Raw genomic sequence first — 20,107 nt, 5'->3', positions numbered from 1 at the left:
CGTGGGCGGCGTTCCCCAATCCATCCGGCACGAGGAGCACCCGTGCGCATCACATCCTGGAAGCTCGGCCTCACCGCGGCCGTGGCCGGCCTGTCCACGCTGCTCGCCACCGGCCCGGCGCAGGCGGCCTACTCGATCAACTCGGGCGCCTACTCGTCCTCCTTCGTGGACGGCGACGGCAGGCTCACCGACGACTGGGGCGAGCAGTTCGGCGAGCTCGGCAACTCGCTCTGCTACGGCTGCGGAAACTCCAACAACACCGACATCGTCGTGCTCTGGCAGAGCATCCTCGCCGCCGAGGAGTTGCTGACCCTGGGCGACATCGACGGCCAGTTCGGTCCGAAGACCAGGGACGCCACCATCGCCTGGCAGAAGCGCTATGGGCTGTCCGCTGACGGCAAGGTCGGCGACGCCACCTGGGGCAAGGCCGACGACCGGCTGAGCTGGCAGACCAACTCGATGGCCGGGTACACGGCCAGCTACCAGTCGGGGGCGGTGATGTTCTACCGGGGCGACACCAGCAAGTACCGCGACGGGGGCGCCTACAAGCTGTACCGGGTCTACCGGCACGACCACGCCAAGGACTTCGGCGGCTACCGCATCCAGTTCGGCTCGCTGACCGTCCTGTGACCTTCGCCGCGCATCCCAGCGCTTTCCCCAGGGGGACCACCATGCGCAAGACCCGCACGAAGCTCGCCTTCACTGTCGCCGCCGCCGGCCTGTCGGCGCTGCTGACGGTCAGCCCGGCGCAGGCCGCCTATGCCGGCAACTCGGGCGCCTACTCGTCCTCCTTCGTGGACGGCGACGGCAGGCTCACCGACGACTGGGGCGAGCAGTTCGGCGAGCTCGGCAACTCGCTCTGCTACGGCTGCGGAAACTCCTCGAACACCGACATCGTCGTGCTCTGGCAGAGCATCCTCGCGTCGGAGCACCTGCTGGACCTGAGCGAGACCGACGGCGACTTCGGGCCGCGGACCAGGGACGCCACCATCACCTGGCAGAAGCGCTACGGGCTGTCCGCCGACGGCATGGTCGGCGACGCCACCTGGGGCAAGGCCGACGATCTGCTGGTCTGGAACAGCTCCGGTACCAGGGTGTCGTACGACAGCTCCAGAGTGGGCCGGGTGGACTTCCACCGAGGGGACAGCTCGAAGTACCGCGACGGCGGCGCCTACCACCTCCACCTGGTGTCGCGGGGCGACGGGTTCCACACGTTCGACCAAGGCACCCGCGTCCACTTCTCCTCACGGACCGTCCGATAGGAGCCCCGGCATGTCGGACCCGATGGTGTTGGAAGCCCAGCACTGGGTGAACAACACGTACAAGGACGTCCGGGGCTACGTTCCCTGCGCCACCGACGGCTCGACCGGATGGCAGACCGTGCTCAGCCTCACCCAGGCGCTCCAGCACGAGCTCGGCATCTCCCCGGTGGTGCAGAACTTCGGCGACGGCACGCTGAACGCCGTCTACGCCCACCGCCTCCTCCCGGGCGCGGAACCCGACAAGAACATCGTCCGCATCTACAACTACGCCCTGTGGTGCAAGGGCTACACCGGCTCCGTCTTCGCCGAGAAGTGGGACAGCACCGCCGAGAACTCCCTCGGCATGCTGTACGAGGACATGGGCGTCGCCGGCCACCACAACTGGTGGCTGTGGGCCCGCGTCACCCGGGCGCTGCTGCGCATGGACCAGTTCCGGCGGGTGCCCGGGGCCAGTGCCACGACCCGCGCCGTCCAGCAGTATCTGAACCGCACCTACGTGGCCGGATACGTCGTCCCCGCGATGGGCCTCGTGCCCTGCGACGGCTCCTACGCGCGGGAGACCCAGAAGGGTCTGCTGATGGCCATCCAGTACGAGATCGGGCTGCCCACCTCCACCATCAGCGGATACTTCGGTCCCGGCACCACGGCCGCCCTGAAGCAGCACGTGCTGAAGAAGGGCGACACCGGCAAGCTCGCGTACCTCTTCAAGGCGGCGTGCTGGTTCAACTCGCCGACGTACGACGGGGGCGCGCCGGTGGACTTCCCCTGGGAAGACGGGAAGGCCGAGTTCACGGCGGCGACGGAGAGCTGGCTGCGGGTGTTCCAGGAGTTCACCCAGAACGGGATCCATGGCACGGGCACCTTCCAGACGTGGGCCGAGCTGCTCATATCCAAGGGTGACGAGACCCGCCCCGGTACGGGCAGCGACACCGCCGAGACCATCACGGCGGCGAAGGCCGCCGCCCTGCGGGCCAAGGGGTTCTCGGCCGTCGGCCGCTACCTGGACGAGCACCTGCCGCCCGGTGACCAGTACTACATCGGCAAGGCCCTCCGGCCGGGCGAGGCCCAGACCATCATCGACTCCGGCCTGAAGCTGATCCCGCTGTTCCAGTACAACGGCACCCAGCTCTTCAACTTCACCAGGCCGAAGGGCTACGACCAGGGGCTCATCGCCCACAGCAAGGCCAAGGAGCACGGCATCCCGCCCGGGGCGTGCATCTACTTCGCAGTGGACTACGACGCCCAGGACCACGAGATCCCGAGCATCATCGAGTACTTCGAGGGGGTCCGCGAGGGCCTGGCCGAACGCGGCGCGCACTACGACTTCGGGGTGTACGGCACCCGGAACGTGTGCGCCCGGGTCTCCGACGCCACCGGCGCCCGCTGGTCGTTCGTCGCCGGCATGTCCTTCGAGTACTCGGGGAACATGGGCTTCCCGCTGCCGCCGAACTGGTCGCTGAACCAGATCTACGAGTACAACCCGAAGGCCGACCCGCCGACCGGTTTCACGGACGGGACCATCGCGCCGATGGGGCTGGACAAGAACGTCTGGCGTACGGGAGCGGACCCGGCGGTCTCCAGGCTCCACGTGGACGAGCGGTACCAGGACATGATCGCCCAGGTCCACCACGTGGAGCGGATCGAGGCCGCGTACGACGAGTTCAAGCAGTCGAACGCCGTCCACTACGGCAAGCGCGACTACGTCATGATGTACTTCCGGCACCTCAAGTACACCGAGCTGCACTGGCGGGTGGCGACGGGGATCGTGGACCCCGCCTGGATCGACTTCCTCGACTCGGAGAACCTGTGGCTCGACATCCCGTACCGCTGGCCGAACGACCCCGTGGCCCACTCCGCGGTGGACTTCCAGCATGTGATGGCGTCCTGCCAGGGCATGCTGTGGAACTACCCGACGAGCGACGACGGCACGCTGGGCGACGGCACCGGATGGCTGGGTGACCTGATCGCCCTCTTCGCCGAGTGGCGCAACGACTACGAGGACCTCGGCGGGGCCGAGTTCTGCCGGCTGTACCTGGCCAATCCCGGCCGGTCCAGCGCACTCGGAGAGCAGGACCTGCGCGCCGACGCCGACGCGTACAACCTGGCGAAGCTGCTCCGCGACGGCACCGTCCAGAAGGTGTCCGAGGCGATCCGGGCCTACTACCTGGCGGAGAACGTCGAGGGCAGCGACCGGTGCCGGGCGCACCGCCGGTTCCGGTCCTTCGCCTACCAGAGGTTCGGCGGCACCAAGGCGTCCGCCGTTCCCATCGTGCGCGACGCCCTCGCCGGCGGCGACAACAGCCTGGCGATGAACGCCGGCCGGCTGGCGCTGCTGCGCGACCTGGAGCCGTGGGAGCAGCCGTGGGCCCTGGGCGACGGACTCGACGGCTTCGTCGACGGCTTCGCCGGGAAACTGATCGCGCTCGCGAACGCGGAACCGGAGGCACTGTGATCACCCGCAGAGACGTACTGGCCACCGGCACCGGCCTGATCGGTGCCGCCGCCCTGACCGCGGTGGGCGCGGGCGGCCCGGCGCACGCCGCCGCCGGCCCGCGGGGCGGGCGGTCCGCGAACGGCTGGCCCATCGCGCCCGAGGCCATCGACCGGTTCGCCATCTCCGGGGCCGGCCGTACGGTTGCCCTGCACCGGGACGCCGCGCCTGTGCTGCTGCACGTCGCCCGCCGGTGGCACTACGAGATCCGGCCGCTGACCGAGGGCGGCGAGAGCGTGACCGGCTACTCCCCCGACCACCGGACGGCGGCCGACTGGGAGTCGAACTACCTCTCCGGTACGGCGGTCTGCCTCCACCCGCACGCCTGGCCGATCGGCGGCCCGGAGGGCGTGAGCACCCGGGAGAAGGCCGTCGTACGGGACATCCTGGCCGACTGCGAGGGCCTGGTCCGCTGGGGCGCGGACCTCACGCCCACCAAGCTCTCCCACTTCCAGATCGACGTACCGCCGGACAGCCGCGCCTTCACCCGCATCGCGGCCCGGATCAGAGGCTGGGAGCGGCACCCCGGCCAGGGGGCCGGCACCGGAGCCGACCCGACGTCACCGGACCGGCGCGCCAAGGCCCGGCGACTGGAACGGGCCCAGACCGCGTAGGGGGTGCCGCGACCCCACGCCCTGATCAATACCCCTCCACGAACTTGCGCGGAGCAGCACTAGGATCACGCGGTGAATGTGAAGATCGAACGGACCGACGCCCGAAGCTGGGACGAGGCGCATCTCGAGGAACTCTTCAGCGAAGGCTTCCCGGAGTTCATCACCGCTGACCGGCAGGTCAAGGAGTACATAGGCAGGGATCGGCGAGTGGTTCTCCGACCTGAACCTGATGCTGGTGGACGACCACGACGTTCCGGTCGCGTCGGGCTGGGGTGTGCCGATCCGCTGGGACGGCCTGCCCGAGTCCCTCCCCACCGGATACACCGATTCGCTGGTCCGGGCCGTGGAGGGCCGTGAGCAAGGGATCGAGCCCGACACCCTGGTGATCTGCGGAGCGATCGTCACCCCGTCACGGAAGGGGCGAGGGCTGGCGGGGGAGACCCTGAAGGCACTGCGTCGGGCAGCGAGTGAAGCCGGCTGGGACCGTGTCATCGCTCCGGTCCGCCCGACGACCAAGGCCCGGTACCCGTTGGCACCGATCGAGAGGTTCATGCGGTGGAGCCGTGCGGACGGGCTGGCTCTCGACCCGTGGCTGCGAACCCACCAGCGTCTTGGCGCCAGGATACTGGCGGCGGCTCCGGCGTCGCAGACGATGACGGGCACGGTTGCCGAGTGGGAACGCTGGACCGGAATGACCTTCCCCGAGTCGGGTGAGTACGTGATCCCTGACGGACTCGGCCTGCTGCTCATCAGCCGCTCGGCCGACGAGGGCGTGTATCAGGAGCCCAACGTCTGGATGCAGCACAGCTGAACTCCTCCGGTGGGGCGCCGGACCGGTCGTCGGCACCCGGTGCCCCCCGTCCACCTCGGTGGCGTTCGTCTACGCCGGGGCGGCGCCCGTGTCGTCGGTGACCGGGGGATTGGCCGGGGAGGGTTCGGGGGGTGACCAGCGCAGTGGGCTCGCGCTCTGCGTCTCCACGACGCGCTCGACGGTGAAGCGGCTGGTGCGGGCCGGGCCGGCGTACTCCGTGCGGGCGGTGCCCGAGAGCTGGAGGGTGGTGCCGGTGGACCAGTCGACGAAGAGCAGTCCGGCCCGGGCGTCCGACTCCAGGTTGCCGAGGGTGAGGAACATGGCGTTGCCGGGGTAGTCCGGCCAGGTCAGCTCCGTGGGGGAGGCCACGCGGACGAAACCGGGGTTGCCGCCGCGGTGGCTGGCGTCGGCGGCGCCGTCCGGGCCGAGGGTGGCGATGAAGAACGTGTCGGCCGCCCGCACGTGCGACCGCTGGGCGGGGGTGAGGCGGTGACCCTCGCGCGGTGGGCCGGTGCGTGCCGCCTCGTCCCGACCGTACAGCTCACGTTTCTGCAGGTACTTGGGGCAGTTGGAGAAGACCTCCTCGGCCTGGACGGACAGGCCGCGCGGGCCGGGGACGGCCGTGCCGTTGAGGCGCATGCGCCGGCGGGTCCGCGGGTCCAGGGCGAGGGTGCCGACCGGGGTGCGGCGGCCCTCGGGGAACGCGGCGCGGAGCGGGTCGCGGGCGGGTACACCGCCCGCGACCGACACGGTGGTGGGGCCGGTGGCCCGGACGAACCCGGGCGCGCCGGTGAGCAGGGAGCTCCACACCCGGCCCTCCCCGTCCGCCGCACCGATCACGAGCATGGGCTGGAGCTCGAGGAACGCGGCGGCGACCGGGCGGATGTCCCGCCCGATGGAACGCCCGACGTGGTCGGCGGCGTCCCGCACCCCGACGCGGGTCTGCACCGCGACGGACCCCTCGTGATAGGTGCGACGGCTGGAGTTCATGGCCGGTCAGGTCCTTCCCTGGTCGGTGTTTCCGCTCGTGACTTCCGCGTTCCTGCCGGACCCGGCCCACGGGCTTCGAGGGCGGGTCCGGGCCTGGGCCCCGACGTGCCGATCTAGAAGAAGCCGCAGGTGGGGCCCTCGGCGGTGGGGGCCGGAGCGCCTTCGGCGCCGGCCGTGGCGTAGATCTCCAGGCGGGTGCCGTCGGGGTCGTGGAAGAAGATCCCGCCGGACCCGCCGCCCTCGCCGTGTGCCACGACCCCCTCGTACGCGAAGTCGACACCGCGCGCGGCCAGTTCGGCCTCGGCGGCGCGGACCTGGTCCATGGTGTCGACCTGGAAGGCGAGGTGGTGCAGGCCGGCCCGGGCCGGTGCGTAGCCGTCGTCGGCCTGCTGCCACAGCGTGAGCGTGAGCTCGCCGTTCCGGCCGAGGAACGCGAAGCGGCGGCCTTCCTCCTTGCCCTCGCCGAGGACGTCGAAGCCCAGGAGTCCGCCGTAAAAGGCCAGGGAACGGTCGATGTCCGTGACATTGAGGCCGATGTGGCCGGTACGCAGCGTGCTGGTCGCCGTCATGGCGTGTCCCTCTCGTCGACTTGTCTAACCACTGATAGTGACTTTAGGGGTTAGATGCCAGAGGCGTCAACTGATCACGTAAAGTTGAGGGGTTAGAAACACGTCGGAGCCGAAGCCCGAGAGGGAGTGACGGACCCATGCCGGAACCTGATCCCCGGCCGCTGGTGGGCGAGCCCGTTTCGCTGGACCTGCTCAACACGCGATGGGTCCAGGACGGCACCCTCCGCGACCTGCTCGCGGACACCGGCGGACTCGCCACCTGGCTGGTGAGCGCCGGTCTCGACGCCCACGGCTTCCGGGCCGACGAGGCGACGCTCACCCACGTGCGCAGCGCCCGGGACGCCCTCGCCGCGGTCGTCGACACCCCGGCCGACCCCGACGGCGTCCGCGCCCTCGACACCGTCCTCGACCACGGCCGGATCCGCGCCACGCTCGGGCCCGAAGGGCCGGGGGAGCGGCCGGAGTTCGCCGACCCGGCCTGGGGCCCGGCATGGACGGCCGCACGCGACTACCTCGACCTGCTCCGCCGGGCGCCCGACCGTATCCGCGCCTGCGCGCACGAGGCGTGCGTCCTGCACTTCTTCGACACCTCGCGCAACGGAACCCGCCGCTGGTGTTCCATGGCGGTGTGCGGCAACCGCGCCAAGGCCTCCCGCCATTACGCGCGGGCGAAGGAGGACTGAGCCGGGGCCGCCCCGGAACGTGACACGGCAGCCACCACGCGGCGCTCCGTCAGACGCCCGATCGTGCGCGCCCCGTCAGACGCGCGATCGTGCGGTGCCCCGTCAAAGGTTCGACGGGGCACCCGATTCCCGCCGCTTCCACTCGGCCGACGAGCCGCATGGAAGGATGTGGCCCGTGACCGGACTGTCTTCCTCGCCTCTCGCCGAGGACGCGCCTCGCAACGTCGGCCCGGGTCCGCGTGTGGCCGCCGCGCTCGTGTTCGGGTCCTCGGCCGCGGTCCTGGTGGTCGAGATCGTCGCCCTGCGGCTGCTGGCCCCCTACCTCGGCCTCACCCTGGAGACCAGCACCATGGTGATCGGCATCGCCCTCACCGCGATCGCCCTCGGCTCCTGGGCGGGCGGGCGGGCAGCCGACCAGGTCGACCCGCGTCGGCTGCTGAGTCCCTTGCTGGGCGTGTCGGGAGCGGTCGTGGCGCTCACCCCTGCGGTGCTGCGCAGCACCGCGGAGTGGGCACCGGCGCTGCTGTTGCTGATCGCGGCGGCGACCATCCTCGTCCCCGGCGCTCTGCTGTCCGCGGTGACACCGATGGTGACCAAGCTGCGCCTCACCTCCCTCGCCGAGACGGGAACGGTCGTCGGCCGGCTGTCCGGCGTCGGAACCGTCGGTTCCATCTTCGGCACCGTCGTCACCGGCTTCGTCCTGGTCTCACGGCTGCCGGTCAGCGGCATCCTGATCAGCCTGGGAATGCTGCTGGTGCTGGCCTCGGTGCTGGTCGAATGGCGGATGCGCAGGTGGAGCGGCGGCGCCTCCGCCCTGACCCTGGTGGTCGTCGCCGGCGGACTCGCCACCGCGGGAGCGCCGGGCGGCTGCGACGTCGAAACCCGGTACCACTGCGCACGGGTCGTCGCCGACCCCGACCGGGACGGCGGTCGCACCCTCGTCCTGGACGGCGTGAGCCATTCCTACGTGGACATCGACGACCCGGCGTTCCTGAAGTTCACGTACGTGCGCGCCATCGCCTCCGTGGTCGACGCCACTTTCCCCGAGGGCCGGCCACTCGCCGCCCATCACCTGGGCGGCGGCGGACTCACCCTGCCCCGCTACCTCGCGGCCACACGCCCCGCAACCCGCAGCACCGTGTCGGAGCTCGACAGCGGCGTCGTGCGCATCGACCGCGACCGGCTCGGCCTGAAACAGGAGGAGGGCATCGACGTACGCGCCGAGGACGCCCGCCTGGGCCTGCGGAGACTGGACACCGACAGCCGGGACCTCGTCGTCGGCGACGCCTTCGGCGGCGTCAGCGTTCCCTGGCACCTCACCACGGTGGAGGCCCTGTCCGACGTGCGGCGGGTGCTCGACGAGGACGGCCTGTACGTCGCCAACCTCATCGATCACGGGGAGCTGGCCTTCGCACGGGCCGAGGCGGCAACGCTGAAGGAGACCTTCCGGTACGTCGCTCTCCTCGGCGCACCCACCGACATCGGGCCGGCACCGGCAGGCACCCCGGTGGGAGGCAACCTGGTGGTGGTCGCCTCGGACCGGGCGATCGACCCGCGGCCGATCCAGGAAGCGCTGGACGCCCGGAAGACCGGCTGGACGATCGCCACCGGCGACGACGTCACGTCCTGGATCGGCGGCGCCCGCCCGCTCACCGACGACTACGCGCCCGTCGACCAACTCCTCCAGCCCTACGGCTCGCAGCGCGACCGCTGACGGCGGACGCGGCATCCGCGGACCGGACCTCGCCGTCACCGGGGCGACTGGGGCGCACACCGCCAGAGTGCGCTCGGCTCGTCCGCCCGCCGCTCGGCCTGCCGCACCGCCTCTCCGGCGGCGAAGGCGGCGATCAGCCAGGCGAGTTCGAGGGTGCTCCGGGCCTGCGTCACGACCTCGCGGGCCGTCCCGTCGTGGACGACGAGGGCCGTGACGTGGAGCATGGCCGGCAGCGCCACGGAGACAGCCGACGTGACGGCGCGGTGCCCGGCACGGACCGCGCCGTAGACCGCGACCAGGTACGACACGGCGAGCACCTCGAAACCGGCCCCGAGGTGGCCCACCGCGCACACGCCGGTGACGGCCAGGACCACGAGGGGCGCCCGGCGGCGCGCGGCCAGCGCCAGCCCGCCGGCCGCCAGCAGCACGGAGCCCAGCAGTCCCCCGTCCCCGGGCGGCTGGGGCCCGGTCAACCCGGTGACCAGCAGCAGCGTCGCCACGTCCACGGCGATCACCCAGTCGGTGACCACGGCCGGGACGACGAACCGTCCTGAGCGCTTCAGCAGCACTGATGGCGGCCGCCGAGGGTGGGATCGTCGGCGACGGGCGGACAGGCGCCAACCTGGCGCTCGCGGCGGGGGCGCTCGGGCTGGCCGTCGGCCGGCTGGCCCAGGCCCGCGTCGGCCGCCATCCCCCCGGCGCAGCGCGCGCCGGGGGGATGGCGGCCATCGCGGCGGGAGCGGTCGGCGCGGTTCCCGCGGTGCTGCACGTGGCCACCGCCGACGGCGGTCCCGGCTCCGGCAACGGGCTCGCCGGTGCCGTCGTCGCCGTCCCCGTGGGACTGGGCGCCGTACTCCTCGGCCGCCGCGCCGTGAAGCGCTCGGCGACGGCGCCGAGGCAGGTGGCGAAGGCCTTGTCGTAGGCGGTGGATACCCTGCGGGAATGAGCAACGCGACGTGGGACGCCCTGGCGGCGACACCCCTTCCGGAAGTGCGGCGACGCGCCGCCGTCGTCGACGACCTCGCCGGGGTCGCACCGGTGACCGTGACCGGCGCCCGCCGTCTGGCCTGGAACGACGGCGGTGGCCAGTCCGGGGTCTGGTACTTCGCGGAGGACGGCCGCGTGCTGCTGCTGACGTTCGACCACGAGTCGGAGCTGAATCTGTACGCCGAGGAGGACTTCGCCCTCCAGGAGTCCCTCTACGAGGGTGTTCCCGCATCCCTCGCCGCCCTGGTCCGCGACCGTCCCGAGAACTACGAGTCGCTGAACCTCACAGACCCCGCGACGGGCCGGACGATTCACTACGCGGGCGGGGTCTTCTGGTACGACGGCACGCGCTGGCACGTGTCCGACGGCCTGGCGGCGTACTGCCGCCGCGGGGACGTGGACCTCTTCGGTGATTCGGGCTTCGACTACTGCCTGGACGTCTACCTCTTCGGCCAGGACTTCACCCCGGAGACCGTCGTGGCGTACCGCGACGACCACGGCCGGTACGAGGACGAGAAGGAGAAGGAAGCCGACCTCTGCGCCCTCCGCGAAGTCTTCGCCCGGCACGAGTGAACCCGCCGAGCGGGGGCCCGGCGCCGTCTGCCGGCCCCCGCTGCGTCGGTCATGCGGCCACGGCCTCCTCGGCGGCGAACTTCTCCACGAACTCCCGTGCGCGACGGTCGAAGGCCGCGTACTGCGCCTCTCGTTCGGCGCCTGTCACGGCGTCACCGACGAGGAGGTTGCCTTCGGCGTCGACGCGCTGCGGGCGCTCCTCCGCGTCGGTGAGCAGGCCGACGGTGGAGCGGGAGAATCCGCAGTAGTAGGCGATGCCTTCGTTCAGGTTGGTCTCGAGGAGGGACTGCATTCCCTCCACGATCGGATCGTCGGAGGTGGCTCCGGCCAGGCCCAGCCACAGGATGCGCTTTCCGGCGAGGCGGGGCCTGCTGCGGCCGTAGGCGAGCCCGTAGTTCCATACGCGGTCGATCCAGCCCTTGAGAATGGCGGGCACGCTCTGCCAGTACACCGGGAAGACCGCGACGACCGCCTCGGCCTCCAGGATGCGCTGCATGTGGGCGTGGACTTCGTCCGAGTACCTCTTCTCCCGGTTGCCCCAGTCGGGCTGGTCCGCCACGTTCATGCGGGGGTCGAACCCCTCGGCGTGCAGGTCGAGCAGGTCGACGCGGTAGCCGGCGGCCTCGAGCCGGGCGGCGGCACGGCGGGCCGTGTGCGCGGTGAGGGAATCGGTGCGGTGGTGTGCGACGACGACGAGGGCTGTCCTGGCACGGCTGTCGTGCTGCGTCACGGTGTCTCCCGGCTGATGTGGATCGGTCCGATGAACAAGTCCAGTACAGCCGCGACGACGTAGATGATCCATGGGAGAAACGCTTCGAAACATAGGAGATCGTCTACGGTGTCGTCCATGGATCCTCTGAGCGCGCTCCTGAGCGGCATCCGGGCCGAAGGGTCGGTCGTCAGCCACGCCGTCCTGACGGTGCCCTGGACCATCCGCTTCGCCGACGCCGCACCGCTCATCATGATCACCGTGCTGCGCGGCGGCGGCACCCTGCTGCTGTCCGACGGAACGCAACGGGCGATCGGCGCGGGGGACACCGCCATCGTGCGCGGACCCGAACCGTTCCACCTCGCGGACCGCCCCGCCACCGTGCACGGCTCCCACGCCGCGTACGAGATCGCCTGTTTCACCGCGAACCCCGAGTGCACCGCCGAGGAACTGGCCGGCATCCACTGGGGCACCGACACCGAGGAGGCGACCGCGCTGATCGTGGGCGCCTACCGTGCCTCGGGCCACCGTCACGAGCGGCTGCTGCGCGCCCTGCCGCCGGTGCTGGTCGTCACGGAGGACGCCGAGGTCTGCACCTGGCTGGAGACGGCCGCCGTCGACGCCGCCCATCACTCCGCCGGTTCGCAGGCGCTGATGGACCGGCTCCTCGACTGGGCCCTGGTGTGCACGCTGCGCAGCTGGTTCGACAAGGCGGGCGCCGACGCGCCCGGTTGGTACCGGGGCCTGGCCGACCCGGTACTCGGGCCTGCCCTGCACTCCTTCCACGAGCGGCCCGCCGAAGCCTGGACGGTGGCCTCCCTGGCCGCTCGAGCCGGCGTGTCCCGGGCGCTGTTCGCCAAGCGCTTCACCGAGCTGATGGGCCGCCCGCCCCTCGCCTACCTCACCGAGTGCCGGATGGACGAGGCCGAGGCGCTGCTGGCCGACACCGACCTCGGCATCGCGCAGATCGCCAAGTCGGTCGGCTACGCCGACGCTTTCGGCTTCAGCGCCGCGTTCAAACGCCACAAGGGCCTCAGCCCCAGCACGTTCCGCGCCGCGGTGGCCGCGCGAGCCGCCGGCTCCCGGCCATCGAGGCAACCGGCGACGCGGTAGGCGCGCGACTCGGTCACCACTCCCGCGGCTCGTCACCGAGGGCGATGCCAGCGCGGACCTCGCCGTTCTCACCGAACTGGCGGCCCCGGGAGAACTCACGGGCGCTGCCGCGTGGTGAAGTGTGGGCGAGCCTTCGACAACTCGACATCAGGGAGCGTCTCTTCCGATGACCACACAGCCCGCACGCCCTGAGCGCGGCGGCCCCGAGACCGCCTCGGTCATGGCCGTCCCGCCGTTCAAGCCCTCTCTCGTCAAAGCGGTGTTCAGGGACGTGACCTCGCTGCACGTCTCCCGGTCGGCCGCGTGGGCCGCCGCGTCGGTGACGCGGACGGTGCTGACCGGGATCGTCGACGGCGCGAGGAGAGCGGCGGCGGAGGAGGGCCGGAAGAAGCTGGCCCCCGCGGACCTCGTCTCGGCCATCGACCGGAACGTCGAACTCGAGGTGGGCGGCGCGTGGTACCACCACAGCCCGACCTTTCAAGGGAGGGTCGGTGTCCTGTACGACGCCGAGGGCGTTGTCGTGCCGTCGCACCGGCGCAGCAGGTCGCGCAAACCGAGTGCTGTGGCCGGCGCCCACAGGTTCGAGGCCGGGGTGAGGAAGCTGCTGCGGAGCCGGGGGGTGACGGCCGTACCGGCGGTGGTCCGCGACCTGGACGGCATCGCGAGCGCGTTCCTGACCGACCTCGCCCGGGACGCGGCCATGGTCGTCCGCGAGGGCGGGGTCAAACGCTTCGGTACGGTCACCCTGGTGACGCCCGGTGAACCGGACCCGTCCCCGACCCCGTCCCCCAAGGATGCGTTCTCGGCCCTGTCCACCCGCACCGGGGACGGGCGGACCATAGGCACGGACGACGTCCTGGCCGCCACCAGGATCCAGTTGTTCGGCGGCAGCCTCAGGCGGCGAGCCCTCACCGAAGCCCGCGAGGCGGCACGGAACGACCCGTGAACGATCACGCGCGGGTTGCGGGCACCCCCGAAAGGGCACCGGGTACATGACTCTGAAGCCTGATCAGGCGCCCGTCCCGGCCCGTCTCCTGGGCGGGTTCCACGGCGGGCACCCGGTGCGCCCACACCCGTGGCAAGCAGTTCGAGGCCGTCAAGCGGGCACAGGAGCGTGGAGCCGCTCTTCTGAACTCCTTGGTCCGCCGGCACCGCAGGTGACGGGCCGGTGGGGACACGGCCGACGCGTCGAATCTGAGGCTGCCGGCGATGAGACCCGGGGGGCGTGGTTCATCCATGCCTCCCGCCGTCGGCGGGACGTGAGCCGGCGGCGCGGCGGTACCGCCTGCGCGCCCAGCCCGCTCCGAGAGCGACCGCGGCGATCACGGACAGAAGGACCGCCCCGAGGACCACGGTCGCTCCGGCCGAGATCACGATGACGACCCACCACGGCGGATCAACCTCCACACTGCCCCCACTGCTCCCCGACGCATCAGACACCAGACACGACGCCGGGCCGTCGCGGCAGGTTCCCCGAGCCGGTGGGGCGGCCCGGTTCCCCTGCGGAAAACCGCAGGGTCCGGGGTGAGGGAAACCGCGCCATGTCGACGGCCAGCCGCGTACCGGTGCCGACCTGGGGTTCCTAGCGTGATCACCAGATCGCGGCACCGGCCCGCGGTGTGCGCCTCGTACCTGGAGATCCCGAAATGGACCACATCACCCTTGCGCTGCCACAGGAGCCGGCGGACGGCATCGCGGGATGGGCGGCCGACCTGGTGGACGCGATGGGCGCGCCCGGCGCCGGCCTCGCCGTCGCCCTGGAGAACCTCTTCCCGCCGCTGCCGAGCGAGATCATCCTGCCGTTGACCGGATTCGCCGCCGGACAGGGTGTCATCAGTCTCTTCGCGGCCCTGTTCTGGACCACTCTCGGGTCCGTGGCCGGCGCCACCGTCCTCTACTGGATCGGCGCGCTGTTCGGCCGTGAGCGGATGTACACGGTCTGGGCCAGGCTGCCCCTGGTGAAGACCTCCGACCTGGAGCGGACGGAGAAGTGGTTCGCCAAGAACGGCACCAAGGCCGTCCTCCTCGGCCGCATGGTGCCGATCTTCCGCAGCCTGATCTCCGTGCCGGCCGGCCTCGAGCGCATGCCGCTGCCGGCCTTCCTGGCACTGACCGCCCTCGGCAGCCTGATGTGGAACACCGTACTGGTCATGTCCGGTTACTGGTTGGGCGATCAGTGGGACACCGTCAGCGCGTACGTGGGGGTGATCAGCAAGGGCGTCCTGGTCCTGGTGGTCGCCGCGTCGGCCTGCTACCTCGTCGTCCGGGCGCGCTCCCGCGGCAGGGCCCGGCACCGCCGTACGCCGTGACCGGCCCCGCTCCCACCCGGGCCGAACGATCTTGCCCCGGCTGTGCCGCCCGACTACGCTCGGCGAGCGTGCACGGGGAATCGGCGGACATGACCACTCAGCCGCTCCCGCCGACGCCCTCGACCGCGCTGCCGGGAGGCGAGTCCACGGCGACACCGGCCGTACCGGCCGTGGCACTGCCCCTGCGGGCCACCGGAGTCCTCCTCGGCTGCCCGACCGCGCTCCTGGGACTGCTGTACTTCGTCGCGGCCGGCGTCCCGCTCGGTCCGCTGCTGCTGTGGCCGCGCACCCGGCGGCGGGCGTTCGCCGTCCTCGCCGCCGGAGCCCGGTGGCTGACGGCGCTCGAACGCCGGCGCCGCTGCGTCTTCTTCGGGGACCGCCTCCCCGCCGGTCCCGTTCCCGACCAGCGTGTTCTGCGCTACCTCGCCGCCCGCACGTACGCCGGTCTGCTCACCGGCGTCGTGCTCGGCCTGCTCGCCGTCGGTGCCGTCCTCGCGGGCCTGCTCGTCGCGAGCCTGGTCCGGGGCACCCTCGACTGGAGGGAACTGGTCACGCAGGTCCTGCTCGGCGGGGGGCTGCTCTTCCTGGACGTGCAGGGCCTGTTCTCGCTGGCGGCGCTCGACGCGCGGCTGGCCCGCGAGTGCTTCGGCCCGACGGAGCGCGAACTGATGCAGCGGCGCATCGACGAACTCGCCACCAGCCGGGCGGCGGTGCTCCAAGCCGTCGACACCGAGCGCCGGCGCATCGAGCGCGACCTGCACGACGGGGTGCAGCAGCGCCTGGTGGCGCTGGCCATGCTCCTCGGCCGGGCCCGTCGCGCCGGCCGCACGCCCGAGCAGGCGTGCAGCCTGCTGGAGCAGGCCCACAAGGAGTCGCAGGAGGTGCTGACGGAACTGCGGGAAGTGGCCTGGCGGGTGTATCCGACGGCACTGGACAGTCAGGGGCTCCAGGAGGCGCTGGCCGGGGTGTCGGAGCGGTGCGGCATCCCCGTCCGGACCGACTTCTCGCTCGACGAGCCGCTGCCCGCCTCCGTCGAGACCGCCGCGTACTTCGTCGTCTCGGAGTCGGTGACCAACGCCGCCAAGCACTCGGCCGCCACGGAGATCCAGGTCAGCGTCGGCAAGAACGGGCCGGTCCTCGTCGTCCGGGTCGAGGACGACGGCGTCGGCGGCGCGGAACCGGAGGGCGGCGGACTGACCGGGCTGCGCAGCCGGGTCGGCGCCCTGGACGGCCGGCTGCACGTCCACAGCCCCCCTGGGGGGCCCACCACGATCACCGCGGAGATCCCGTGCGCGTAATGCTGGCCGAGGACTCGACCCTGCTGCGAGAGGGGCTGGTCCGGCTGCTCACCGAGGAGGGCCACGAGGTCCTCGCCGCGGTGGGCGACGCCGTCGCCCTGCTGCGGGAGGTCGAGGCCCGGCCACCGGACATGGTCGTCGTGGACATCCGGATGCCCCCCACCCACACCGACGAGGGGCTGCGGGCCGCGCTGGAGATCCGCGAGCGGTGGCCGGGGACCGGGGTCCTGGTGCTGTCCCAGCACATGGAGCGCAACTACGCGGCGCAGTTGCTCACGTCGAACGTGGAGCGGGTCGGCTATCTGCTGAAGGACCGGGTCGCCCAGGTGGAGGAGTTCCTCGACGCGCTGGAGCGGATCCACGCGGGCGGAGCCGCCCTCGACCCGGAGGTCGTACGCCAGTTGGTGATCCGTACGGCGCACAGCGACCCGCTGGCCCGGCTGACCCCACGCGAGCGGAGCGTCCTGGAGGCGGTGGCCCAGGGGCACACCAACGCGGCCGTCGCCGAGAAGCTGCACCTCTCCATGAGCACGGTGGAGAAGAACCTCAACACGATCTTCGACAAGCTCGGACTCGCGCACGCCACGGGGTACAACCGCCGCATCCTGGCCGTACTGCGCTACCTGGAGTCCTGACCGCCACGTACCCGACGGCAGGCGGCACCCCCGTCGCCCGGCACGCCGCGGTCACTCCCTGACGGCAAGGGTGTGCCGGACCGGGGCCGAGCCGGCCGCGTCCGAAACCCGTCGGCGGTGGCCGCCGGCTCCCGGGGGCCGAGGTTGGCGTGAAGGCGTGCCCGCGGGCGGAGAGGCCGAAAGGGCGCTGTCGTCCACCTGACCCCTTGGGCACGATCGTCTGCCGGGGGCGTCCTTGGCATGCCTCCATCACACGAGGTTCCGGGGGGAACATGGAAGCCTTCTTCGACAGTGACGCGCTCCTGGCCGACAGGAGGGCCGGCGGCCGGGCGGTCACCACGACCGCGGCCCTGACGCCCACCCGTTTCCGGTTACGGGACGAGGACCCGCCACGGGCCCGGCCGAGGGCGGTGGCGGTGTCCCTGGGGGAGGACGTGCGGCTGTCCGCACCGGCCCACAGCCCCCTGGACTCCCGACAGACCGCGCCGCTCGTCCGGCGCTGCGACGCCGAGCTGTACCAACTCGCCCTCCTCCGCGCCCTGGCCGGGCCCGACCGGCAGGACGCGCAGCAGCGCGGGTCCGGCGCGGAGCCGGAGAGCGGTGACATGGTGCTGTACGACAGCTCCCGCCCGTTCGAGGCAGCCGCGGCGGACACCGGCCTGGCCTGCTCGCTGGTGCTCCAGTTCCCCAAGCGGCGGCTGCCCCTGAGGGACACGCACGTCGCCCGGCTCCTGGCCGTCCCGCTCTCCGGGAGGACGGGCGTCGGCCTGCTGCTCGCCCGCTTCCTCACCGGTCTGAGCGAGGAGGCCGCTCACTGCACGCCCCAGGACGCCCTGCGCCTGGAGGCGACCGCCCTCGACCTGGTGAGCGCGGTGCTGGCCCACCACCTCGACCGCGAACGAGCGGTGCCGCCCGAGTCCCGGCAGCGCGTCCTGTTCCACCGGATCCGTTCCTTCATCCGAACACACCTGGCCGACGAGGACCTGACGCCGGCATCCGTCGCCGCCGCCCACCAGATGTCCGTGCGCGCCCTGCACCGGCTCTTCGCACAGCACGACACCACGGTCGCCGGCTACATCAGACAGGCGCGTCTGGAGCGCTGCCGCCGCGATCTCGCCGCCCCGCACCTCGGCCATCTGCCGGTGCACGCCATCGGAGCCCGGTGGGGCTTCCCACGGCCCGCCGCCTTCAGCCGGGCCTTCCGCACCGCGTACGGCATGCCCCCGGGCGAGTACCGGGACCTGATGCTGCACGGCGACGGCACGCGTCGGTAACGGGTGGGCACGCGAGGCCGATGGCCGGGAGCGCGACGCTGGCTAGCGTGCTCATGGCGGTGAAGTCATCACCGATCGCCATGGGAGGGGAACGACCACATGCTGAAGAAACTGATCGCGGGTACAGCGGTCATCGCCACCACCGCTCTGGGGACGGGCCTCGCGCTGGCCACGCCCGCGGCCGCGGACCCGTGCCCTTCCGGGGCACTGTGCGCCTACCTCTACACGAACTACCGCGGCGACCCCGGCACGGTCTACGGCAACAACAGCAACCTGCTCCAGTACCACAAGTTCAACAACGCGGTCTCGGTGTCCAACTCCGGCACCCAGTGCAACGTCCGCATCTACAGCGGACTGAGCCGCACCGGTTCCTCGGTGAACATCCCGAGGGGCTACGGGATCGGCGACCTCGCGGGCACGGCCTTCTACAAGAACGTCGCCTCCAACCACTGGTGCTGATGCCGTGAAGCGGAGACCAGCAGCCCTGATCGCCGTGTGTCTGCTGGCGGTGGGCGGATGCGGCCAGGCATCCGCCCACCGGGCCGACGGCGGCCTGCCCGTCCCGTTGAACGGCGCGGAGAGCGTCTCCGCCCAGCAGGCCCGGACGCTGCACGACGAAGAGGAAGAGGCCGTCGCCTCGTGCATGCGGCGCCGCGGCTTCCCCTACCGCCCCGTCCCGGCCGCCCCCGTGCCCTCCGCGAACCCCTACGGGCTGCTGACGCAGGACAGCGCCAGAACCGACGGGTACGGGCTCGCGTCGGCCGCGCTGGCGGGCACCCCGCGGGACCCCAACGCCCGTCACCTCGGGCGGCTGTCCACGGCCCGGCGCTCGGCCTGGCAGGAGGCGCTGGTCGGCACGGACGAGCAGCAGGTGACGCTGACCGCGCGTGGCGCGCCGTCGGTACGGATCAACACCGACGGCTGCGTGTACCGGGCCCGGCGCGACGTCTACGGCCCCGACTGGGAACAGGCCGGTATCGACGTGGCCGGCGTGAGCGCCTCGGTCGTCTCCGCCGTCACCGCCGACCCGGAGTTCCTCGCGGCACAGAGGACATGGGCCGCGTGCATGCGGGACCGGGGGGAGAGGCACGACACGCTCCAGCAGGCCCGCGGCGTCGTCCAGCGGGCCGTGCTCGAGGCCGCGGACGACCGGCAGGCCCTGGTGCGGGCCGGACGCCGGGAACAACGGCTGGCCCGGCTCGACGCGGCGTGCCAGAGCCGCGCCGGACTCGCCGAGGTCACCCGTGCGGTCCAGCGGCGCGTCCAGGACGGCCTGCCGGCCTCCTCCTGGAAGCGGGCCGCCGACCTGAAGGAACTGCGCGAGCGCGCCCTGCGCGGGGCGAACCCCGCGTAGCACCCCGCGCACCCCCCGCCCGACACCGCACCCGCTGCCGCCACGGCGGGCCGGGCCCGGGATATCGGGTGTACCGCCCGCCCCGTGAGCAAGCACCATGGCGCTCATGACCCTGGACACTCCCACCTTGCACACCCCTCGCCTGCGCCTGCGGCCCTTCACCGACGCCGAGACGGACACTCTCTTCGCGCTGCACAGCAACAGCCTCGTGATGCGCTACTGGGACTCACCACCATGGAACGAACGGGCCCGCGCCGAACGTTTCATCGCCATGTGCCGGAAGATGGCGGACGAAGGCACCGGGGCGCGGGTGGCCGTCGACCGCGCCTTTGACGGGGCCTTCGCCGGCTGGTGCGCGGTGACCGCATGGAACCCGGACCACCGCAGCGCGTCGCTGGGTTACTGCCTCGATCACGCGATGTGGGGCAACGGCTACGCCACGGAAGCCGCGCAGGCCCTGCTGCGGTGGGCCTTCGGCACCCTGGACCTGAATCGGGTCCAGGCCGAGACCGACACGCGCAACACGGCATCGGCCCGGGTCCTGGAGAAGATCGGATTCGTGCGGGAAGGGACGCTGCGGGAGGAGTGCGTCGTGGACGGCGAGGTGTCCGACACGTGGGTGTTCGGATTGCTCAGGCGAGAGTGGCGGCCGTCGCCCGCGCCGGTCCCGGACCGCTGATAGGAGACCCGTCTGCGGGTACCCGCCCGTCCCGCGGCCGCG

At 71.9% G+C, this 20,107-nt stretch carries 21 protein-coding genes and 1 pseudogene; 18 read left to right on the top strand and 4 right to left on the bottom strand.

What is annotated here, in order from left to right; genetic code table 11:
- Positions 1-42: 42 nt before the first annotated feature.
- The 5 genes from ACZ45Q_RS26570 (at position 43) to ACZ45Q_RS26550 (ending at position 5,178) form a co-directional block, all read left to right on the top strand.
- Positions 43-630, top strand: coding sequence for a peptidoglycan-binding domain-containing protein (locus ACZ45Q_RS26570; protein ID WP_468265775.1), 588 nt, complete (start codon positions 43-45; stop codon positions 628-630).
- A 41-nt stretch (positions 631-671) separates the two neighbouring features.
- Positions 672-1,262 carry a peptidoglycan-binding domain-containing protein gene (locus ACZ45Q_RS26565; protein WP_468265773.1) on the top strand — a complete coding sequence of 197 codons (591 nt, stop codon included), beginning with the start codon at positions 672-674 and terminating at the stop codon, positions 1,260-1,262.
- Positions 1,263-1,272: 10 nt separating this feature from the next.
- Positions 1,273-3,714, top strand: coding sequence for a glycoside hydrolase domain-containing protein (locus tag ACZ45Q_RS26560; RefSeq protein ID WP_468265771.1), 2,442 nt, complete (start codon positions 1,273-1,275; stop codon positions 3,712-3,714).
- The gene (locus ACZ45Q_RS26555) at positions 3,711-4,367 is read left to right on the top strand and encodes a hypothetical protein (protein ID WP_468265769.1); all 657 of its coding nucleotides are present in this window, start codon (positions 3,711-3,713) and stop codon (positions 4,365-4,367) included. The genes ACZ45Q_RS26560 and ACZ45Q_RS26555 overlap by 4 nt, the downstream gene beginning before the upstream one ends.
- A gap of 235 nt (positions 4,368-4,602) precedes the next feature.
- The gene (locus ACZ45Q_RS26550; protein WP_468265767.1) at positions 4,603-5,178 is read left to right on the top strand and encodes a hypothetical protein; all 576 of its coding nucleotides are present in this window, start codon (positions 4,603-4,605) and stop codon (positions 5,176-5,178) included.
- Positions 5,179-5,247: 69 nt separating this feature from the next.
- Here the strand turns inward: ACZ45Q_RS26550 and ACZ45Q_RS26545 are convergent, their stop codons facing one another.
- A complete protein-coding gene (locus tag ACZ45Q_RS26545) occupies positions 5,248-6,168 on the bottom strand; it encodes a pyridoxamine 5'-phosphate oxidase family protein (protein WP_468265765.1) in 921 nt (306 codons plus the stop codon).
- Between the two features lie 113 nt (positions 6,169-6,281).
- Entirely contained in the window at positions 6,282-6,737 is a 456-nt protein-coding gene (locus ACZ45Q_RS26540; RefSeq protein ID WP_468265763.1) for a VOC family protein, read from the bottom strand.
- 137 nt (positions 6,738-6,874) lie between these two features.
- Between ACZ45Q_RS26540 and ACZ45Q_RS26535 the strand changes: the two genes are divergently transcribed.
- Positions 6,875-7,420, top strand: coding sequence for a CGNR zinc finger domain-containing protein (locus ACZ45Q_RS26535; RefSeq protein ID WP_468265761.1), 546 nt, complete (start codon positions 6,875-6,877; stop codon positions 7,418-7,420).
- A gap of 175 nt (positions 7,421-7,595) precedes the next feature.
- A complete protein-coding gene (locus tag ACZ45Q_RS26530; protein WP_468265759.1) occupies positions 7,596-9,134 on the top strand; it encodes a fused MFS/spermidine synthase in 1,539 nt (512 codons plus the stop codon).
- A gap of 77 nt (positions 9,135-9,211) precedes the next feature.
- Here ACZ45Q_RS26530 and ACZ45Q_RS26525 read toward each other — a convergent pair.
- Positions 9,212-9,634: pseudogene (locus ACZ45Q_RS26525) on the bottom strand (sensor histidine kinase); the annotation flags it as partial.
- Positions 9,635-9,705: 71 nt separating this feature from the next.
- Here ACZ45Q_RS26525 and ACZ45Q_RS26520 point away from each other — a divergent pair.
- Together ACZ45Q_RS26520 and ACZ45Q_RS26515 are read left to right on the top strand one after the other, a co-directional pair.
- Entirely contained in the window at positions 9,706-10,056 is a 351-nt protein-coding gene (locus tag ACZ45Q_RS26520; RefSeq protein WP_468265757.1) for a DUF6223 family protein, read from the top strand.
- Between the two features lie 20 nt (positions 10,057-10,076).
- Entirely contained in the window at positions 10,077-10,694 is a 618-nt protein-coding gene (locus ACZ45Q_RS26515; protein WP_468265755.1) for a hypothetical protein, read from the top strand.
- Between the two features lie 49 nt (positions 10,695-10,743).
- Here ACZ45Q_RS26515 and ACZ45Q_RS26510 read toward each other — a convergent pair whose 3' ends face one another.
- Entirely contained in the window at positions 10,744-11,424 is a 681-nt protein-coding gene (locus ACZ45Q_RS26510) for an NAD(P)H oxidoreductase (RefSeq protein WP_468265753.1), read from the bottom strand.
- Between the two features lie 117 nt (positions 11,425-11,541).
- On the opposite strand from ACZ45Q_RS26510, the gene ACZ45Q_RS26505 reads away from it, so the two are divergent.
- From ACZ45Q_RS26505 to ACZ45Q_RS26465, 9 genes are all read left to right on the top strand, one after another.
- Entirely contained in the window at positions 11,542-12,516 is a 975-nt protein-coding gene (locus ACZ45Q_RS26505; RefSeq protein ID WP_468265751.1) for an AraC family transcriptional regulator, read from the top strand.
- A 166-nt stretch (positions 12,517-12,682) separates the two neighbouring features.
- The gene (locus tag ACZ45Q_RS26500; RefSeq protein WP_468265749.1) at positions 12,683-13,462 is read left to right on the top strand and encodes a hypothetical protein; all 780 of its coding nucleotides are present in this window, start codon (positions 12,683-12,685) and stop codon (positions 13,460-13,462) included.
- A gap of 700 nt (positions 13,463-14,162) precedes the next feature.
- Positions 14,163-14,825 (top strand): DedA family protein, encoded by a 663-nt coding sequence (locus tag ACZ45Q_RS26495; RefSeq protein WP_468265747.1) that lies wholly within the window; start codon positions 14,163-14,165, stop codon positions 14,823-14,825.
- 89 nt (positions 14,826-14,914) lie between these two features.
- Positions 14,915-16,123, top strand: a complete 1,209-nt coding sequence (locus tag ACZ45Q_RS26490; RefSeq protein WP_468265745.1) for a sensor histidine kinase — start codon at positions 14,915-14,917, stop codon at positions 16,121-16,123.
- Complete coding sequence (locus tag ACZ45Q_RS26485; RefSeq protein WP_468265797.1) at positions 16,123-16,758, top strand: response regulator; 636 nt, start codon at positions 16,123-16,125, stop codon at positions 16,756-16,758. Before ACZ45Q_RS26490 ends, ACZ45Q_RS26485 begins: the two co-directional genes overlap by 1 nt.
- A 272-nt stretch (positions 16,759-17,030) precedes the next feature.
- Positions 17,031-18,032, top strand: a complete 1,002-nt coding sequence (locus ACZ45Q_RS26480) for a helix-turn-helix domain-containing protein (RefSeq protein WP_468265743.1) — start codon at positions 17,031-17,033, stop codon at positions 18,030-18,032.
- A gap of 99 nt (positions 18,033-18,131) precedes the next feature.
- Positions 18,132-18,491, top strand: a complete 360-nt coding sequence (locus ACZ45Q_RS26475; RefSeq protein ID WP_468265741.1) for a peptidase inhibitor family I36 protein — start codon at positions 18,132-18,134, stop codon at positions 18,489-18,491.
- Positions 18,492-18,495: 4 nt separating this feature from the next.
- Complete coding sequence (locus ACZ45Q_RS26470) at positions 18,496-19,386, top strand: hypothetical protein (protein WP_468265739.1); 891 nt, start codon at positions 18,496-18,498, stop codon at positions 19,384-19,386.
- Between the two features lie 106 nt (positions 19,387-19,492).
- Positions 19,493-20,065 carry a GNAT family N-acetyltransferase gene (locus ACZ45Q_RS26465; RefSeq protein ID WP_468265737.1) on the top strand — a complete coding sequence of 191 codons (573 nt, stop codon included), beginning with the start codon at positions 19,493-19,495 and terminating at the stop codon, positions 20,063-20,065.
- Positions 20,066-20,107: the final 42 nt, after the last annotated feature.

The sequence above is a fragment of the Streptomyces sp. NPDC031049 genome, from assembly GCF_055571015.1.
This window is presented reverse-complemented; position numbering and strand designations above follow the sequence as displayed.

Excerpts from the sequence above, each read along its gene's own strand:
- ACZ45Q_RS26565 (WP_468265773.1), top strand. The coding sequence starts at position 672 with ATGCGCAAGACCCGCACGAAGCTCGCCTTCACTGTCGCCGCCGCCGGC.
- ACZ45Q_RS26560 (WP_468265771.1), top strand. The coding sequence starts at position 1,273 with ATGTCGGACCCGATGGTGTTGGAAGCCCAGCACTGGGTGAACAACACG.
- ACZ45Q_RS26545 (WP_468265765.1), bottom strand. The coding sequence starts at position 6,168 with ATGAACTCCAGCCGTCGCACCTATCACGAGGGGTCCGTCGCGGTGCAG.
- ACZ45Q_RS26540 (WP_468265763.1), bottom strand. The coding sequence starts at position 6,737 with ATGACGGCGACCAGCACGCTGCGTACCGGCCACATCGGCCTCAATGTC.
- ACZ45Q_RS26535 (WP_468265761.1), top strand. The coding sequence starts at position 6,875 with ATGCCGGAACCTGATCCCCGGCCGCTGGTGGGCGAGCCCGTTTCGCTG.
- ACZ45Q_RS26520 (WP_468265757.1), top strand. The coding sequence starts at position 9,706 with ATGGCGGCCGCCGAGGGTGGGATCGTCGGCGACGGGCGGACAGGCGCC.
- ACZ45Q_RS26515 (WP_468265755.1), top strand. The coding sequence starts at position 10,077 with ATGAGCAACGCGACGTGGGACGCCCTGGCGGCGACACCCCTTCCGGAA.
- ACZ45Q_RS26505 (WP_468265751.1), top strand. The coding sequence starts at position 11,542 with ATGGATCCTCTGAGCGCGCTCCTGAGCGGCATCCGGGCCGAAGGGTCG.
- ACZ45Q_RS26500 (WP_468265749.1), top strand. The coding sequence starts at position 12,683 with ATGACCACACAGCCCGCACGCCCTGAGCGCGGCGGCCCCGAGACCGCC.
- ACZ45Q_RS26495 (WP_468265747.1), top strand. The coding sequence starts at position 14,163 with ATGGACCACATCACCCTTGCGCTGCCACAGGAGCCGGCGGACGGCATC.
- ACZ45Q_RS26490 (WP_468265745.1), top strand. The coding sequence starts at position 14,915 with ATGACCACTCAGCCGCTCCCGCCGACGCCCTCGACCGCGCTGCCGGGA.
- ACZ45Q_RS26485 (WP_468265797.1), top strand. The coding sequence starts at position 16,123 with ATGCTGGCCGAGGACTCGACCCTGCTGCGAGAGGGGCTGGTCCGGCTG.
- ACZ45Q_RS26480 (WP_468265743.1), top strand. The coding sequence starts at position 17,031 with ATGGAAGCCTTCTTCGACAGTGACGCGCTCCTGGCCGACAGGAGGGCC.
- ACZ45Q_RS26475 (WP_468265741.1), top strand. The coding sequence starts at position 18,132 with ATGCTGAAGAAACTGATCGCGGGTACAGCGGTCATCGCCACCACCGCT.
- ACZ45Q_RS26465 (WP_468265737.1), top strand. The coding sequence starts at position 19,493 with ATGACCCTGGACACTCCCACCTTGCACACCCCTCGCCTGCGCCTGCGG.